This is a genomic window from Photobacterium lutimaris (assembly GCF_003025555.1).
Classification (GTDB): Bacteria; Pseudomonadota; Gammaproteobacteria; order Enterobacterales; family Vibrionaceae; genus Photobacterium; species Photobacterium lutimaris.
This window is the reverse complement of the sequence record NZ_PYMH01000014.1, coordinates 60,585-77,366: the sequence shown is the minus strand read 5'-3', so window position 1 is coordinate 77,366 and position 16,782 is coordinate 60,585. Positions and strand designations below refer to the sequence as shown.

Genomic DNA, 16,782 nt, shown 5'->3' with positions numbered 1-16,782 from the left:
GCGTTTTTCCCTATTACTGGATATGGCTGCCAATTTCACTACCTTCCCCTCCACAGCGACGCCCCACCCACTACACTGGAAAGGTTGGCTAGTTGAATAGAAAAATAAGAGAGGAACAAAAGTGAAATCACCGTCTTTCAAAGTATTACTGCTCGCCATAGCGGCAGCATCCTTGTCCAGTGCCCAAGCGGCAGAATGGAGCTACGAGGGGGAGCATGGTGCCGAGAACTGGGGCAAGAACTTTGTCACCTGCGAGGGGGTCAACCAAACCCCAATCGATATCAAGCACACTATCAAGGCTGAACTGACCCCGCTGCAGATAGATTACCAAGGCAAGGTCCACGAGGTAATTAACAACGGCCATACCGTGCAAGCCAATGTCGAGGGCAAGAACCAGCTGGTTATCGATGATCAAACCTTCGACCTCAAGCAGTTCCATTTCCATACCCCATCGGAAAACTATATCGCCGGCAAACAGTTCCCGCTCGAAGTGCATTTCGTCCATGCCAATGCCGAGGGGCAACTGGCCGTCGTGGCAGTCATGTTTAATACCGGACCGCGAGGCAACGAGGCGTTCAACACCTTGCTGGCGACCGTGCCAGAAGCAGATCAAACCCTACCACTCAAAGACGCCCTGAACCCAGTGGATCTGCTACCGAGGGAACGAGAGTATTTCCGTTTCAACGGCTCACTGACCACCCCCCCATGTAGCGAAGGGGTACGGTGGTTTGTGATGCGCGAAGCCCAAACCGGTACCGAGCAGCAAATCGACAGCTTGCGTAAAGTGATGGGCGACAACGCCCGTCCACTGCAGCCCCTCAATGCCCGAGTCGTCCTGGAGTAAAGACGGTGAATCCCCCTTGCCTCTTCTCACGGATATACCGCAAGACATTGACCGGGTCTAAGGATATCGCATCAATTATAAGTGATAATCATTTGCATTTGGTGCGCAGTTTGATTATGCTCTGCTCTGTTTGGTTAAGACGCCTTGGAATCCTACCCTGCGACGAAGCCATACCATGCCCCCTGAACGACTGGCTGTTCCCCCAGCTTATAGACGCGGCAGTAATACCCTCCTGTCAGCAGATGCATGAACCGTTTCTACCGGCAAAAAAACGCGCGGCAAGTTGCCGCGCGGTTCATTCGTTGTGGATCGCGTTAGCATACGCTTTGCGATCAACCACTAAGCGATAGTGATCGGAAAAGCACTAACCTGATCAATATGATCTACCCCCAGCGATAGCATGATCAAACGATCCACCCCCAACGCCACACCGGCACAATCCGGGAAGCCGGCACGCAGCGCCTCGATCAAATGCATGTCAATCGGCTGCGGGGCTAACCCCATTTCCTCGCGTTTGCGGTTATCAGCTTCAAAGCGGGAGAGTTGCTCATCCCCATCGGACAGTTCGTGGAAACCATTTGCCAGCTCGACCCCCTTGAAATACACCTCGAAGCGCTCGGCAACACGGTCATCTTGCGGGTTGATTTGAGCCAGGGCAGCCTGAGAAGCCGGGAAATCATAGACAAAAGCAGGTACCTGCTGGCCAATTTTAGGCTCGACACCGACACTGAACAGCAGTTGCAGCAAGGTATCGCGATCCTGCTCGGGTTCGGCGATATCGGCCAGCCCCAAATTAGCCGCCACCACCTTGAGCGCTGGCATATCACCTTCCAGCGGACATACCCCAAGCACACCGATAAATGCCTGCTGGTAGGTCATTCGCTCGGCTGGCCCGCTACCCAGTATCAATTGCAGCAAGTCATCCATCTCATCCATCAAGGCATGGTGATTAAAGCCAGGGCGGTACCATTCCAGCATGGTAAATTCCGGATTGTGAAAGCGGCCCGACTCTTCATTGCGAAAAGACTTACAAATTTGATAGATAGGACCACTACCCGCAGCAAGTAAGCGCTTCATGTGAAATTCCGGGCTGGTCATCAGGTAAAGCGACTGGCCATCGGCAAAGCCTGGACCGACAAAGGTCGTTTGAAAGGTGTGAAGATGAATATCTGTCACGGTTGCTTGGCTCATCGCCGGAGTATCGACTTCCAGTACCTCACGTTGCACGAAAAAGTGTCGGATCATCGCCAGTATCGCAGCACGCTGCTTAAGCTGGGTAAGAGGAGCGGTCGGTTGCCAGTGGATAGTCATAGCCAGTAATCACCAAACATTGAGGGTAAAATAAACCTATATTTTACCCCAATATCCCCAAATACCTACTGCCCAATAAAGCGAAGACTCAGTACGATAATCCAGTGCTTCATGACCACCAGTATTCACCAATGTCTGCAACACAAAAAGTTATGAAGAAATATGAAAAAAACATGTTCAACAACCATTCAACCTAGCCGCATTTTAAACACCAAAAACAAATAAATAATTAACACAAAAATCACAGGATCGGCATTTACACAACAATCATAATAGAAGTATTCATTTAACCGTCATATAAACTGTTTTTTATTAGTGCGTTAGCAATAAATACCGAAACACATCCTTAATGAGCCAGAAACAAATAACACATTTCATTTCGAGTAATTAACAACCATAAAACATTACAAATTGTGATAACAATCACACTTTCTGTAATCACCTTATACTTTTGGGTTATTTCGTTTAAAAAGTCGCGTCTAAATCAAATTTTCTATCGATATTGTTTCATAGAATGCCACTAGGATTTCAAGGTTAAGTACGCTTAGGCGTACTTTTTTAAATTTTATCGTCTTACCTCCGGAGGATAGCTGTGAAAACAATTACCACAGATATCGCTGTAATCGGCGCAGGTGGTGCAGGTCTTCGTACTGCCATCGCTGCTGCAGAAGCAAACCCAGACTTGGAAATTGCTCTTATTTCTAAAGTTTACCCAATGCGCTCTCATACCGTAGCTGCAGAGGGTGGCTCCGCTGCCGTCATCAAGGATGAGGATAGCTTGGACAACCACTTCAACGACACCGTTGGCGGTGGTGACTGGCTATGTGAACAGGACGTTGTTGAATATTTCGTAGAAAACGCGACCCGCGAAATGACCCAGCTAGAGCAATGGGGCTGTCCGTGGAGCCGTAAAGAAAATGGCGACGTGAACGTACGCCGCTTCGGTGGTATGAAGGTTGAGCGCACTTGGTTCGCCGCGGATAAAACCGGCTTCCATATGCTGCACACTCTGTTCCAAACGTCTATCAAATACGATCAGATCAAGCGTTTCGATGAGTACTTCGTTGTCGACCTATTGGTTGAAGAAGGTGAAGTACAGGGTCTTGTGGCTATCCACATGGCCGAAGGTGAGTTGATCTGCATAAAAGCGAAGTCTGTTGTACTTGCAACAGGTGGTGCTGGCCGCGTTTACAACTGTAACACCAACGGCGGTATCGTAACCGGTGACGGCATGGCAATGGCCTTCCGCCACGGTGTCCCTCTGCGTGACATGGAATTCGTTCAGTACCACCCAACTGGCCTACCAGGCACAGGTATCCTGATGACCGAAGGTTGTCGTGGTGAAGGCGGTATCATGCTGAACAAAAACGGTTACCGTTACCTGCAAGACTACGGCATGGGCCCAGAGACACCAATCGGCCAGCCGAAGAACAAATACATGGAACTGGGTCCGCGTGACAAAGTTTCTCAGGCATTCTGGCACGAGCAGCAGAAAGGCAACACCATCAAACACCCATTGGGCGATGTTGTACACCTTGACCTGCGCCACCTAGGTAAAGAATACCTACACGAGCGTCTACCGTTCATCTGTGAGCTTGCAAAAGCTTACGTAAACGTTGATCCGGCAGAAGAGCCAGTGCCAATTCGCCCAACAGTTCACTACACCATGGGTGGTATCGAAACTAACAAGCACAACGAAACACGCATCAAAGGCCTATTCGCGGTTGGTGAGTGTTCCTCTGTTGGCCTGCACGGTGCAAACCGTCTAGGTTCTAACTCTCTTGCAGAGCTTGTGGTATTTGGTCGCCTAGCTGGTGAAGGTGCTGCAAAACGCGCTGAAGAATTCAAAGGCTGGAACGAAGCCGCTATCACCGCACAGGTTCAGGCCGTTCAAGATCGTATCGATACCCTACTGTCTCAGGAAGGTGACGAGAACTGGGCTGATATCCGTACTGAAATGGGTCACTCCATGGAAGCCGGTTGTGGTATCTACCGCCAAGAAGATTTGATGCAAGCAACAGTTGATAAGCTAGCAGAACTTCGCGCTCGCTTTAAGAACATCAGCATCAAAGACAAGGGCAAGGTATTCAACACTGACCTACTTTATGCAATTGAAATTGGTTACGGCCTAGAAGTTGCTGAAGCCATGGCTCACTCTGCGATTCAGCGTAAGGAATCTCGTGGCGCACACCAACGTCTTGACGATGGTTGTACAGAGCGTGACGACGTGAACTTCCTGAAGCACACGCTAGCCTTCTACAACGGTGATGACGCTCCTCGTATCGAGTACAGCGACGTAACAATCACCAAGTCTCAGCCAAAAGCCCGTCTATACGGTGCAGCGGCTGAAGAAGCTGCAGCAAAAGAAGCAGCTGAAGCGGCAGCGAAGAAAGAGGAGCAGGCATAATGTCAGACAATCGCATCCAAAAAGTAGAAATTCTGCGTTATGACCCAGCAAAAGATGCAGAACCATACTTCGAAATGTTCGAAGTACCGTTTAACGAAACCATGTCTGTCCTTGATGCACTAGGTTACATCAAGGACAACCTAGACAAAGATCTGGCTTACCGCTGGTCTTGCCGCATGGCAATCTGTGGTTCTTGCGGCATGATGGTCAACAAGGTGCCAAAACTGGCCTGTAAGACTTTCTTGCGTGATTACCCGAACGGTCTGAAAATCGAAGCGCTGGCTAACTTTGCTATCGAGAAAGACTTGGTTGTCGACATGACGCCATTCATCGAGCGCCTAGAAGCTATCAAGCCGTACATCATCGGTAACGATCGCAAACCTGAAGACGGTCCAAACAACCAGACGCCTGAACAAATGGCGAAGTACAAGCAGTTTGCTGGTTGTATCAACTGTGGTCTTTGCTACTCAGCATGTCCTCAGTTCGGCCTGAACCCTGAGTTCATCGGCCCTGCAGCGCTAACCCTAGCGCACCGCTACAACCTAGACAGCCGTGACAACGGTTCTGATGAGCGTATGAAGCTGATCAACGGTGAAAACGGTGCATGGGGCTGTACTTTTGTTGGCTACTGTTCTGAAGTGTGTCCGAAGAGCGTCGATCCAGCAGCAGCGGTTAACCAAGGCAAAGTGGAATCGTCTAAAGATTTCGTTATCGCCATGATGAAGCCTCAGGAGGCATAAGGATGAGCAATCGTAAACCTTACGTTCGCGAAATGAAGCGCACCTGGTGGAAGGATCACCCTTTCTACCGCTTCTACATGGTTCGTGAAGCAACTATTTTACCGTTAATCTTCTTCACTATCTGTCTGACTTTCGGTCTAGGTAGCCTAGTGAAGGGCCCTGAAGCATGGGCGGGCTGGCTAGAGTTTATGGCTAACCCAGTAGTTGTAATTCTGAACGTGCTGGCATTGGCGGGTAGCCTGTTCCACGCACAGACTTTCTTCAGCATGATGCCTCAGGTAATGCCTATCAAATTGAAAGGCAAGACACTGGACAAGAAAGTTGTTGTTCTGGCTCAGTGGGCTGCAGTTGCTGCAATCTCGCTGTTCGTACTAGTTCTAGTTTAAGGAGAACCACGTGGTTAATCTAAATCCTAAACGTTCTGACGAACCAGTATGGTGGGGTCTGTTTGGTGCTGGCGGTACTTGGTTTGCAATGCTGACACCTGTGACTGTGCTGGTACTGGGTATCATGGTACCACTGGGTATCCTAGACGCTGATTCAATGAGCTACGAGCGCGTTGCCGGCTTCGTCACCAGCATCATCGGTGCACTATTTACTATCGCGACTCTGGCTCTGCCAATGTGGCACGCGATGCACCGTCTGCACCACGGTATGCACGACCTGAAATTCCACACTGGTGTGGTAGGTAAGATCGCATGCTACGCAGCAGCATTCCTTGTGTCTGCACTGGCTGTAATTTTCGTATTCATGATCTAATCGTGATACGAAACAAAAAAAGCACCGCATAGCGGTGCTTTTTTTATGCCTGCTCGACCAGTTTGAACGCTATTGCGCCTGCTTTGTCAGTTTCTCACTTTGCTCCAAAATCCCCAACGCCCCAAAGCCGGTGATCACATCCAGGTTAGTGGTCATTTTCCCCCCCTCGCCACCGAAGTAGTTTTTCGGCATCTCGATCTGGTAATTCTTCAGGTTGTTGTACAAAGAGGTCGACACATCGCGATTGAGCTCGGCCAAGTAGACATCCCGGTTGGCACCGTAGGCATCGTATTTGGCCTTGAGGATTTCGGCTTCTGCCCGCCCTTTGGCCAAGATAGCCTTAGCTTCGTACTCTGCCGACAGCGCATTTGCTTTCTGGATAGCCAGATTGGCTTCTGCGATAGCCAACTCTTTTTCCTTATCCACTTCTGCTAGCCGCTTCTTTTTCTCGACCTCGACAATCTCTCGCTCGGCGATCTGCCGTGCGATCTCGACTTCTTTTTGCTGCGAGATAATCGCCAGCTCTTTGTTGCGTTGGGCATCCTGCACTTCACGGGTGCGCTGGATTTCCTTGCGCAATTGCTCCGTTTCCGCTTGCGCCTTGGAGGTTTCCTGCTCCTGGATAGCCCGGATCCGATCAGCGACTAAACGCTTCTTGTCGGTTAGCAGCTTGTCCAGTTGCCCTTCCGGTTTAGGATCACCGATCGTCACCTGGGTCACAGCGATACCATACTGGCGCAGCGGGTTATCCTGCCGCTTGGGATTGCCTTGTACATCGAGCATCGGTACCGTTTTCCATACCAACTGCTGAGTACGCTGCAGTTGGTTGGAGTTACTCTGGTTAATGCCTACCGGCGCCAGATCAATCTGCTCAACCTCAACCTGACGCCGCTCGGTCATATATATCCCGTCACGTAACTGATCGCCCAGCTTGGACTTAAACTGGTTCAGGCCGCCCTGAAAAAACTCCTCGCCGGTGTACTGGGTGGCCGTAATGACCGTCACATTGCGGGCATTTTTTACCAGCAGGGCATCAATGAGGTTGCTGTTATTGCGGAACTCACGGTGCATTTTGATAATAGAGTCATGACCTTGCGACAGTTTAAAACGGAAAGTGACCGGAATTTCCCCAACATAGGTATCGGCGAAGCGGACCTGAATCGGCGGCAGGCGCTGGTAAAAGTCTTCACCCGTGGTATTGCCATAGGAGACAGTGATCACCTGATCATATTTAGTGATTTTCGACAAAAACGGCATCCTGAAGTGGATACCAGGCTGGTTGAAGACATCCAGTTCACCGGTCAGGTTATTCTGGTGTACATAGGTATAACCCGCATCCGTCATGAGTACGGAGTTGTTGACCAGACCGAAGAGCGCTGCCACCCCCAGGATCCCGCCCACAACGGGTAACGATACTTTTTTCTTTAACGCTTGCTGCGCCTGAGGCTTAAAATCCATATTCCCTGTACCAACTTGTTATTATTCCACTGTGTGGTCTAGGATATGAAACTTAACGCACAAATAGAAGCAAAATGACGCACCCACCTCAATGCATCAAACGCACTTCAAAAACTCGAGTCGAACTCTTTGTAACAGAAACAAAAAAGGCCGCCTAAGCGACCTTTTTTATAACCGGAAATGAATTACTTCACACGGCCCACGTATTCAGCTGAACGGGTATCAACTTTGATCACTTCACCGATAGCGATGAACAGTGGTACACGTACTACCGCGCCTGTTGTTAGTGTTGCAGGCTTACCACCAGTGCCCTGAGTATCGCCTTTCAGGCCAGGGTCCGTTTCAGTCACTTCAAGTTCAACGAAGTTCGGTGGTGTCACGGCAATTGGGTTGCCGTTCCACAGTGTTAGTGTACACGTGTTGTTTTCTACCAACCACTTCGCGTTTTCGCCTACCGCTTTAACGTCTGCAGCAATTTGCTCAAACGTTTCATTGTTCATGAAGTGGTAGAATTCACCGTCGTTGTAGAGGTAATCAAGGTCAGTATCGATTACGTCTGCAGCTTCAACGCTTTCACCAGACTTGAAAGTCTTCTCCAGTACCTTGCCTGAAAGCAGCTTACGGATTTTAACGCGGTTGAACGCCTGGCCTTTGCCCGGCTTAACAAATTCGTTTTCGATAATGACACATGGTTCATTATCTAGCATAATTTTCATTCCGCCGCGGAATTCATTGGTGCTGAAAGACGCCATTTCTATCCTCTTAACATCTTCGAGTTGTATTTAATGCCGGACATAATAACCCGAAACGCCTCATCTGTTGAGCAAAACTGGCTGAATGATCTTGCTAATGCGATTTCTGATCCGATTCAGCTGCTAAATAGCCTGAAAATCGATCCCACCCCGTGGGCAGAAGGCTTGGCGGCCCGGAAATTATTTGCGCTGCGTGTCCCTAAGAGCTTTGTCGATAGAATGGAAGTTGGCAACCCTAACGATCCGTTATTGCGACAGGTATTGCCTCTGGCGGAGGAATTCGAGGTACACTCAGGGTATTCTCTGGATCCACTCGAAGAGCAGGACAATGCCATTCCCGGCCTGCTGCACAAGTACAACAACCGGGCCCTGATGATAGTCAAAGGCGGCTGTGCCGTTAATTGCCGCTATTGCTTCCGCCGCCATTTTCCTTATCAGGATAATCAAGGCGGCAAACGCAACTGGCAGCTGGCGCTGGATTATGTCGCCAGCCAACCTCAAATCAATGAAATCATCTTGTCTGGTGGCGATCCACTGATGGCCAAGGACAGTGAAATAGCCTGGCTGATAGAGGGCATTGCCGCGATCCCCCATATCAAACGGCTGCGTATCCACTCCCGCTTGCCGGTGGTCATGCCCTCCCGCATTACCCCAGAGCTGTGCCAGCAGCTGGCCCACAGCCGTTTGCAAACGGTGCTGGTCACCCATATCAACCATGCCAATGAGATCAACGAGGAACTGGCTCAGGCGATGCTGGCACTCAAGCAGGCTGATGTGACACTGCTGAACCAAGGGGTATTGCTCAAAGGCGTCAATGACTCCGTCGAGGCCCTGATCCACCTCAGCGAATCCCTGTTCGACACCGGCATCCTTCCCTATTATCTGCATGTACTGGATCGAGTCCAAGGCGCAGCGCACTTCATGGTCGACGACAACACGGCCCGCCAACTAATGGCTGGCCTAATGGAAAATGTATCGGGCTACTTAGTCCCTAAGCTGACTCGGGAAATCGGCGGCCGCCGCAGCAAAACCCCGCTGGATTTGCGTCTCGAATAGTTCCCCTGTAGAGAAGTTAACCCCCGAGTCTACTTTACGGGGGTCATATCACTCTAGCCTCCACGTACAGCAAACAAGAAAGCAAACACCTTTTAGGTGCCCAACACAACACCCAAGGATAAACATCAACCATCACCTCCTAAGTGATTGTTTTTTAATGATTTAATTATGTTCAGCTTTTTGAGCTTTTTACCCCATGAGCTCACGGCAAGCAAAAAAGCATCGTTTACGATCAGGATACACAACACGAACAGCAAACCCCCCTTTGTTCAGATAAAACCTGTACAACTATTTGGCCTATCATAAACCCCCAAAAAGTAACACTTAAGTCATTGATATAAATAAATTTAAATTCATGTTCAGCTTTTCACGCTTTTTACCAAGCAAGCCTGAAAAAGGAAAACAAACATGATAGGCCAGATAGTAAAGATTCAAACAATATCTTTTATTGATTCAATCAAAAAAGATCATCGCCAAATCGCTCGCTTTTTGAACCAAGGAAGCGCATAGTCGCGCTCCAATTTGCTGGCGGGGAAGGCAGCCAAACTTCACGCCCGGCACACTATCCATCACCTTATTAATGAGTAACGCAATGAAAATTGGCATTCTCTCCCAGAACGAAAACCTGTACTCAACCCGCCGCCTGCGCGAAGCCATTGAACAGCGCGGCCATGAAGCTGTAATCATCAACGCCTTGCGTTGTTATATGAATATCAACTCGGTCAAGCCATCGATTCATTTCGAAGGCCAAGATCTGACTGGCTTTGATGCCATTATTCCGCGCATCGGTGCGGACATTACATTTTACGGCTGCTCGGTATTGCGTCAGTTCGAAATGATGGATGTGTTCTCAGTGAACCCGTCCATAGCGATTTCGCGTTCTCGGGACAAGCTGCGTTCTCTGCAGTTACTCAGCCGCAAAGGGGTGGGCATGCCTATTACCGGTTTTGCCAGCAAGCCTGATGATGTGCCGGATCTGATCAAGATGGTCGGCGGCGCACCGCTGGTGATCAAATTGCTCGAAGGCACCCAGGGCATTGGCGTGGTATTGGCCGAGACACAAAAAGCGGCCGAGAGCGTGATCGAAGCTTTCATGGGCCTGAAAGCCAACATCATGGTGCAGGAGTTTATCGAAGAAGCCGGTGGTGCCGATATCCGCTGCTTCGTTATCGGTGATAAAGTCATTGCCGCGATGAAACGCCAGGGGGCAGAAGGCGAGTTCCGGTCCAACTTACACCGTGGTGGTAGTGCCTCATTGATCCGCATTACCCCAGAAGAGCGTAAGACCGCAGTTGCGGCGGCAAAAGCGATGGGACTGAGCGTTGCCGGGGTTGATTTACTGCGTTCAAAGCGCGGACCACTGGTCATGGAAGTGAACTCTTCCCCTGGCCTGGAAGGCATTGAGGGTGCAACAGGCAAAGATATTGCCGGGATGATTGTCGAGTACATCGAAAAGCATGCGGGCAAGCGCAACAGCCGTCGCAACTCTCACCAGTAGCCACACCGTCGTTAAGGCGTGAGGTAAACAAAAAACCACAAGCAGCCTAAAGGCTGCTTTTTTCATCCACCCAATCCGTCTTAATAATAGGAGCAACAGCCATGTTATGGCTTGATATTACTCCCTTCACCTGGCCCGCTCTCCTCCAATGTGCCATTTGTGGCACGGTTATCGGGGTAGAACGCCAAGTTCGGGGTAAACCGGTCGGGATCCGCACTTCGACACTCATTATTATGGGAACCTACTTTTTCATTACCCTCGGCGAAACGCTGTCGAGCAATAATGCCGATATTTCCCGGGTCATGGCACAGGTGATCACAGGAATAGGCTTCCTCGGTGCTGGGGTAATGATGACCAGAGACGGACAAATTCATGGTGTCACCTCAGCAGCGGTGGTCTGGATGCTGGCCGCTCTTGGGATCACTATCGGCTTGGGCTATGGCCAAACCGCAGTGATTATGACAGGTGCCGTGGTCGCCATTCTGTTCGGCGTCGACAAGTTAGAAAACAGCCTGCGCATCCTGCGCAAAGGAGTCCATGCCCACTTGAGTGATCGCCGCCAGCTAAAAAAGGTAAGACGACACAGCAGCGAGAAGCAAGCAATCGCAGAAGAGTCAAACACCGAGGAAAAACAGGCGTACAGCGATAAGGGTTGAAATCGGCTTTTTGGTGAGCAAATTAACACCCCGTAGCCCCCCCCCTCTTAGTGACACCTAATCAATTGATTATAAACAATTAAATAATTGTTCAGCTTTTACGGCTTTTTCCCTGACAAACTCAGCTCTGCTCTTTTAGCCATTTTCCGGCAGGCGTTCAGGGAAAGAGCCCCCCAAGCGTACAGCTTTAATCGAAAATTACAGCTAAAAGCAAGCCAATATCAGAAACTAATACCTGCCGCCCCAATACGAACGTAAACCACTGATTTAAAAGAGCTTATTTAGTGTGCAGCTTTTTGCGCTTTTTACCATGCAAACTACCGCAGGCTATTTACTGGAATTTCCCCTGCTATCACTGACTTACCCTATTCGAAATCCCAGCACCGTACAGCTTACTGGTTAAATATCAGGGAAAAGCAGATCGAAAACCGACCATAACCATAACGCCGTTAATAAGCACATAAGTCATTGATAAATAAGACAATATATTGTGTGCAGCTTTTGGGGCTTTTTTTCTGATAAGCCCACCATAGGACAAATTGTCTCCAAGCTGCCCCTTACCGCGGTTTATCAGGCATAAAAAAACGGAGGCTTGTGCCTCCGTTTATCAACTTTTCAAGCTATCTCAGTGAGATAGGGGTATTACATCATACCGCCCATACCACCCATGCCGCCCATACCACCCATATCAGGCATTCCTGGAGCATCAGCTTGTGGTTTATCAGTGACCATCGCTTCGGTGGTGATCATAAGACCAGCAACAGAGGCTGCGAACTGAAGTGCAGAGCGCGTTACTTTCGTTGGGTCTAGGATACCCATCTCGATCATATCGCCGTACTCACCCGTTGCCGCGTTGTAACCGTAGTTACCTTCGCCAGCGCGAACGTTGTTAGCAACAACAGACTCTTCATCACCCGCATTTTTGGTGATTTGACGAATTGGTGATTCCATTGCACGTAGTGCAACACGGATACCAACATTCTGCTCTTCGTTGTCGCCTTCAAGGCCAACGACTTTTGAAGCTGCGCGGATAAGTGCAACACCACCGCCCGCAACCACGCCTTCCTCTACCGCTGCACGTGTTGCGTGTAGGGCATCTTCAACGCGGTCTTTCTTCTCTTTCATTTCAACTTCAGTCGCAGCACCCACTTTGATCACTGCAACACCGCCTGCTAGCTTAGCAACACGCTCTTGTAGTTTCTCTTTGTCGTAGTCTGACGTTGCGTCTTCGATTTGCTGGCGAATCTGGGCTACACGACCCTGGATCATCTCTTCCTCACCCATACCATCGATGATAGTGGTGTTTTCTTTAGTGATCGTAATACGCTTCGCTTGACCTAGGTCTTCTAGCTGAACTTTTTCAAGCTCTAAGCCAATCTCTTCAGAAATAACCGTACCCGCAGTTAGCACCGCGATGTCCTGAAGCATAGCTTTACGGCGGTCACCGAAACCAGGCGCTTTAACCGCAGCCACTTTCACGATACCGCGCATGTTGTTCACAACTAGCGTTGCCAGTGCTTCACCTTCAACGTCTTCTGCGATAATAAGCAGTGGGCGAGATGCCTTAGCAACACCTTCTAGCGCAGGAAGAAGCTCGCGAATGTTCGATACTTTCTTGTCGATAAGCAGGATGAATGGGTTTTCCAGATCAACGCTGCCCGCTTCCTGATTGTTGATGAAGTAAGGAGACAGGTAACCGCGGTCGAACTGCATACCTTCAACAACATCTAGCTCATCATGCAGAGCCTGCCCTTCTTCAACCGTAATAACACCATCACGGCCTACTTTTTCCATTGCTTCCGCAATGATGTTACCAACAGTTGTGTCAGAGTTAGCAGAGATAGTACCTACCTGAGCGATTGCTTTGGTGTCGGCACATGGCACAGAAAGAGCCTTTAGCTCTTCAACAGCAGCGACAACCGCTTTGTCGATACCGCGCTTAAGATCCATTGGGTTCATGCCCGCAGCAACGGCTTTAAGGCCTTCAGTAATAATTGACTGAGCCAATACTGTTGCTGTTGTGGTACCGTCACCCGCCGCATCATTTGCTTGAGAAGCGACTTCTTTAACCATCTGTGCGCCCATGTTCTGGAATTTATCTTCCAGTTCAATCTCACGCGCGACAGAGACACCATCTTTAGTAATGGTTGGTGCACCAAATGATTTATCCAGTACCACGTTACGGCCTTTAGGACCCAGCGTTACTTTTACTGCATCAGCCAGAACGTTGACACCTTCTAGCATTTTAACTCGTGCGTCGTTACCAAACTTAACGTCTTTAGCAGCCATTTCAGTCTTCCTTTCTTAATTCTTAATTCGAGGTGATCGGATTATTCAACGATTGCCATGATGTCGTTTTCAGACATGATCAGGACTTCTTTACCGTCAATCTTTTCAGTCTTGGTGCCGTAGCCTTCTGCAAAGATCACAGTATCACCAACTTTAACGTCCAGTGGCTGTACCGTACCGTTTTCTAGAATGCGGCCTTTGCCTACTGCCAATACAACACCGCGAGTAGATTTTTCAGCTGCAGAACCAGTTAGAACGATGCCGCCAGCAGATTTTGATTCAACTTCTTGGCGCTCAACGATAACTCGGTCATGTAAAGGACGAATGTTCATCGGTCGTCTCTCCTGATTGGTAATATCCATACTAATAACAAGGCAAGGGGGTTAAGGCCCTTACTTATTCTGATACATAAACATGTTGGGTCTTTTTTCTAGAACCCAAGGCCCAGAGACGTTTTTTTTGCAAAATAACGCAGAGAATTTTTGCCCGATCACACTCTTTGCATTAGGGTAAGCGGGCATTCTTTTCCCGAGACGACCATGGCAGATAACAACAAGCCAGATATTAATAGGGCTGGCACCAGTCGGCCGGATAAACACGGGCTGCTGTCCGAACCAATCTCAGACGTCCTCAAGCGCCTGACCGTTCCGATGATCTTCGGCATGGTGGCGATTTTGATGTTCAACCTGGTCGATACTTTTTTTATCTCCCTGCTGGGTACCGAGGCACTGGCGGCGGTCAGTTTTACCTTCCCCATCACCTTTGCCATCAACTGCATTACCATGGGCATCAGTGTCGGGATTTCGACCAGCATCGGCCGGCTGCTGGGCAGCGGTGATACCCGCAGTGCTGCCAGATTAACCACCCATGGCCTGTTGCTGGCACTGCTGCTGATGGTACTCGCCTCCACGTTAGGTATGCTGACCATCGATCCACTATTTAGCTTGATTGGCGCACGGGCCGATTTGCTGCCAATTATCAGCGACTACATGTCTATCTGGTACCTGGCGATCCCGCTGCTGGTGATCCCGATGGCCGGCAACAGTGCGATTCGGGCAACAGGGGATGCCAAGACCCCAGCCAAGATCATGATCCTCGCCGGGGCAATCAATGGCGCCTTGGATCCGCTTTTGATCTTCGGTATCGGTCCGTTTCCTGAACTCGGGGTGAAAGGGGCGGCCATTGCCAGCGGAATCAGCTGGGCCTTCGCCCTAGCCGGCTCGCTACATGTACTGATCAAGCGGGAAAAACTGGTTGCACCGCCGCAGCTGGCCCGCCTCGTCAGCGATTGGCGGCAAATCATGCAAATTGGCACGCCGGCCGGCCTCTCCAATGCACTCAATCCCCTTTCGGGGGCCTTGTTAATGGCACTGCTGGCAGTTCAGGGCACCGCATCCGTCGCCGCCTACGGAGCGGCGATGCGCATCGAGTCGATTCTGATCACCGTGATGATGGCGCTCGGCTCAGCGCTGATGCCGTTCATGGCACAGAACCTTGGAGCCGATAAACCGCAACGTGCCTTTGCCGCGCTATTTACGGCGATGCGCTTTGCCATCCTGTTCCAACTGCTGATCTTCATTATGATGGTGCCACTTAGCTGGCCGTTGTCTTCCTTGTTCAGCCAAGATCCAGCGGTTCAATCTCAACTCTGGCACTATCTGGTTGCCGTTCCGGCCAGTTACGGCTTGCAAGCGGTTTGTATGCTACTGATCAGCGCCCTGAATGCGATGCACCGACCGATGGAGGCCCTGATGTGGAATCTGTTCCGCCTATTTGCCTTGCTGCTACCCGCCGCTTGGTTGGGTAGCCAGCTGCACGGCACCAAAGGATTGTTTTTCGGGATTGCGATTGCCAATGCCATCAGCGGTTTGGCAGCCTATTTGTATGCGATCAAGCTCCGCCGGCGCTGGCAAGCCACTCCTTCTATCTAGCCAATAACCCCACCGAAACAAATATGAACAGCATTAACAAAAAAGACAGCCGAGGCTGTCTTTTTATGTCTGTCGTTTCTATAAGCGCTTATGCTTAAGGTAGTCGCGGCGAATCATCGTCATCTTTCTTGCCGTCTTTACGTTCAAACTCGCCATCAAACACATCCCCCTCCTGCTGGCTGCCCTGAGCGCCATCATGGAATGGGTCATGCTTCTGCTGTTCGAAGGGGTCGTGTTGGCCAAAGCCCTGCGGACCAAATCCCGCACTGAACCCCGCCCCGGATGACATCCCCTGAACCTTCACCCGGCTCATCAACTGCTTGGCCAACCACGCACGTGGACCAGGCAGCAACACCGCCATCCCCATGGCGTCAGTCATGAACCCCGGGGTCAACAGCAATACGCCTGAAACGGCAAGCATGACGCCTTCTACAATTTGTTGGGCGGGCAGTTCCCCTTGCTGCAAGCGGCTTTGCACCGACATCAGGGTCGCAATTCCCTGACTGCGTACCAGTGATGCACCGACTACCGCCGTGACCAGCACAAGCCCCACTGTCGGCCCTAGGCCAAGGAAACCACCCACCTGAATGAACAGGGCGATTTCGACAATCGGCACGACAATAAACAAAAACAGTAATATCGGAAACACGGTTTTCCCCTTGCAGGTAGGCGATAATTGGAGTCAGACATGTAACACACCGGTGCCACACTACAGAAATCTCTCTGTATACTACAAATATTGGGAGCAGACAGACATTTTTCAACTCTATTCTATCGGGTTTCTATGTAACGATTGATTACAATAAGACGGCCGTAACATAGAAACATCATATTCACATTTTGTCATAGAAGGTCATTTTTGCACATAAGCCAAGGGGAAATTGTTAACAGTCTTTGTGAGCAAGATCTCATTCTAGTGCAAATGTTTTCAGTCCATTTAAAAAAGTGATCTGGGTTATGTTTTTACCCCTAAAGGGGAGTATTATCGGCAGCAGACAATAGGTGTCAGGTACGATCATCTAGCCAAACTCTCTGCGGAATGGATTCTAAAGTTTCAGAATTGGCTCAATATTTGAATTTA

Annotated in this window: 15 protein-coding genes; 9 read left to right on the top strand and 6 right to left on the bottom strand. The window is 49.9% G+C overall.

The window, feature by feature from the left end; genetic code table 11:
• Positions 1-121 precede the first annotated feature (121 nt).
• Positions 122-844, top strand: a complete 723-nt coding sequence (locus C9I99_RS22175; protein WP_243734683.1) for a carbonic anhydrase — start codon at positions 122-124, stop codon at positions 842-844.
• A gap of 339 nt (positions 845-1,183) precedes the next feature.
• Here the strand turns inward: C9I99_RS22175 and epmA are convergent, their stop codons facing one another.
• Positions 1,184-2,155, bottom strand: a complete 972-nt coding sequence (gene epmA, locus C9I99_RS22170) for an elongation factor P--(R)-beta-lysine ligase (protein ID WP_107351014.1) — start codon at positions 2,153-2,155, stop codon at positions 1,184-1,186.
• Positions 2,156-2,747: 592 nt separating this feature from the next.
• Here epmA and frdA point away from each other — a divergent pair.
• From frdA to frdD, 4 genes are read left to right on the top strand one after another with little or no spacing between them, the layout of a single operon-like run.
• Positions 2,748-4,562: a fumarate reductase (quinol) flavoprotein subunit gene (gene frdA / locus C9I99_RS22165; protein WP_107351013.1), complete on the top strand. Its 1,815-nt coding sequence runs from the start codon at positions 2,748-2,750 to the stop codon at positions 4,560-4,562.
• Entirely contained in the window at positions 4,562-5,302 is a 741-nt protein-coding gene (locus C9I99_RS22160) for a succinate dehydrogenase/fumarate reductase iron-sulfur subunit (protein ID WP_107351012.1), read from the top strand. Before frdA ends, C9I99_RS22160 begins: the two co-directional genes overlap by 1 nt.
• 2 nt (positions 5,303-5,304) lie before the next feature.
• Entirely contained in the window at positions 5,305-5,688 is a 384-nt protein-coding gene (gene frdC, locus C9I99_RS22155) for a fumarate reductase subunit FrdC (RefSeq protein WP_107351011.1), read from the top strand.
• Between the two features lie 10 nt (positions 5,689-5,698).
• Positions 5,699-6,061 carry a fumarate reductase subunit FrdD gene (frdD, locus tag C9I99_RS22150; RefSeq protein ID WP_107351010.1) on the top strand — a complete coding sequence of 121 codons (363 nt, stop codon included), beginning with the start codon at positions 5,699-5,701 and terminating at the stop codon, positions 6,059-6,061.
• 69 nt (positions 6,062-6,130) lie between these two features.
• Here the strand turns inward: frdD and C9I99_RS22145 are convergent, their stop codons facing one another.
• Together C9I99_RS22145 and efp are read right to left on the bottom strand one after the other, a co-directional pair.
• Positions 6,131-7,519, bottom strand: coding sequence for an SPFH domain-containing protein (locus tag C9I99_RS22145; protein WP_107351009.1), 1,389 nt, complete (start codon positions 7,517-7,519; stop codon positions 6,131-6,133).
• Positions 7,520-7,704: 185 nt separating this feature from the next.
• Positions 7,705-8,271, bottom strand: coding sequence for an elongation factor P (efp, locus tag C9I99_RS22140; RefSeq protein ID WP_107351008.1), 567 nt, complete (start codon positions 8,269-8,271; stop codon positions 7,705-7,707).
• A gap of 33 nt (positions 8,272-8,304) precedes the next feature.
• Between efp and epmB the strand changes: the two genes are divergently transcribed.
• From epmB to C9I99_RS22125, 3 genes are all read left to right on the top strand, one after another.
• The gene (gene epmB / locus C9I99_RS22135) at positions 8,305-9,327 is read left to right on the top strand and encodes an EF-P beta-lysylation protein EpmB (RefSeq protein WP_107351007.1); all 1,023 of its coding nucleotides are present in this window, start codon (positions 8,305-8,307) and stop codon (positions 9,325-9,327) included.
• Positions 9,328-9,919: 592 nt separating this feature from the next.
• The gene (gene rimK, locus C9I99_RS22130) at positions 9,920-10,825 is read left to right on the top strand and encodes a 30S ribosomal protein S6--L-glutamate ligase (protein ID WP_107351006.1); all 906 of its coding nucleotides are present in this window, start codon (positions 9,920-9,922) and stop codon (positions 10,823-10,825) included.
• A 101-nt stretch (positions 10,826-10,926) separates the two neighbouring features.
• Positions 10,927-11,481 carry an MgtC/SapB family protein gene (locus tag C9I99_RS22125; RefSeq protein WP_107351005.1) on the top strand — a complete coding sequence of 185 codons (555 nt, stop codon included), beginning with the start codon at positions 10,927-10,929 and terminating at the stop codon, positions 11,479-11,481.
• 642 nt (positions 11,482-12,123) lie between these two features.
• Here C9I99_RS22125 and groL read toward each other — a convergent pair.
• On the bottom strand, positions 12,124-13,770 hold the full coding sequence (groL, locus tag C9I99_RS22120; protein ID WP_107351004.1) for a chaperonin GroEL: 1,647 nt from the start codon (positions 13,768-13,770) through the stop codon (positions 12,124-12,126).
• A gap of 41 nt (positions 13,771-13,811) precedes the next feature.
• Entirely contained in the window at positions 13,812-14,102 is a 291-nt protein-coding gene (locus C9I99_RS22115; protein WP_107351003.1) for a co-chaperone GroES, read from the bottom strand.
• Between the two features lie 207 nt (positions 14,103-14,309).
• Between C9I99_RS22115 and C9I99_RS22110 the strand changes: the two genes are divergently transcribed.
• Positions 14,310-15,701, top strand: a complete 1,392-nt coding sequence (locus C9I99_RS22110) for an MATE family efflux transporter (RefSeq protein ID WP_107351002.1) — start codon at positions 14,310-14,312, stop codon at positions 15,699-15,701.
• 94 nt (positions 15,702-15,795) lie between these two features.
• On the opposite strand, the gene C9I99_RS22105 is transcribed toward C9I99_RS22110, so the two are convergent.
• The gene (locus tag C9I99_RS22105; protein ID WP_107351001.1) at positions 15,796-16,350 is read right to left on the bottom strand and encodes an FxsA family protein; all 555 of its coding nucleotides are present in this window, start codon (positions 16,348-16,350) and stop codon (positions 15,796-15,798) included.
• Between the last annotated feature and the right edge of the window lie 432 nt (positions 16,351-16,782).

Excerpts from the sequence above, each read along its gene's own strand:
- C9I99_RS22110 (WP_107351002.1), top strand. The coding sequence starts at position 14,310 with ATGGCAGATAACAACAAGCCAGATATTAATAGGGCTGGCACCAGTCGG.
- epmB (WP_107351007.1), top strand. The coding sequence starts at position 8,305 with ATGCCGGACATAATAACCCGAAACGCCTCATCTGTTGAGCAAAACTGG.
- frdC (WP_107351011.1), top strand. The coding sequence starts at position 5,305 with ATGAGCAATCGTAAACCTTACGTTCGCGAAATGAAGCGCACCTGGTGG.
- C9I99_RS22125 (WP_107351005.1), top strand. The coding sequence starts at position 10,927 with ATGTTATGGCTTGATATTACTCCCTTCACCTGGCCCGCTCTCCTCCAA.
- efp (WP_107351008.1), bottom strand. The coding sequence starts at position 8,271 with ATGGCGTCTTTCAGCACCAATGAATTCCGCGGCGGAATGAAAATTATG.
- epmA (WP_107351014.1), bottom strand. The coding sequence starts at position 2,155 with ATGACTATCCACTGGCAACCGACCGCTCCTCTTACCCAGCTTAAGCAG.
- C9I99_RS22115 (WP_107351003.1), bottom strand. The coding sequence starts at position 14,102 with ATGAACATTCGTCCTTTACATGACCGAGTTATCGTTGAGCGCCAAGAA.
- rimK (WP_107351006.1), top strand. The coding sequence starts at position 9,920 with ATGAAAATTGGCATTCTCTCCCAGAACGAAAACCTGTACTCAACCCGC.
- groL (WP_107351004.1), bottom strand. The coding sequence starts at position 13,770 with ATGGCTGCTAAAGACGTTAAGTTTGGTAACGACGCACGAGTTAAAATG.
- C9I99_RS22160 (WP_107351012.1), top strand. The coding sequence starts at position 4,562 with ATGTCAGACAATCGCATCCAAAAAGTAGAAATTCTGCGTTATGACCCA.
- C9I99_RS22145 (WP_107351009.1), bottom strand. The coding sequence starts at position 7,519 with ATGGATTTTAAGCCTCAGGCGCAGCAAGCGTTAAAGAAAAAAGTATCG.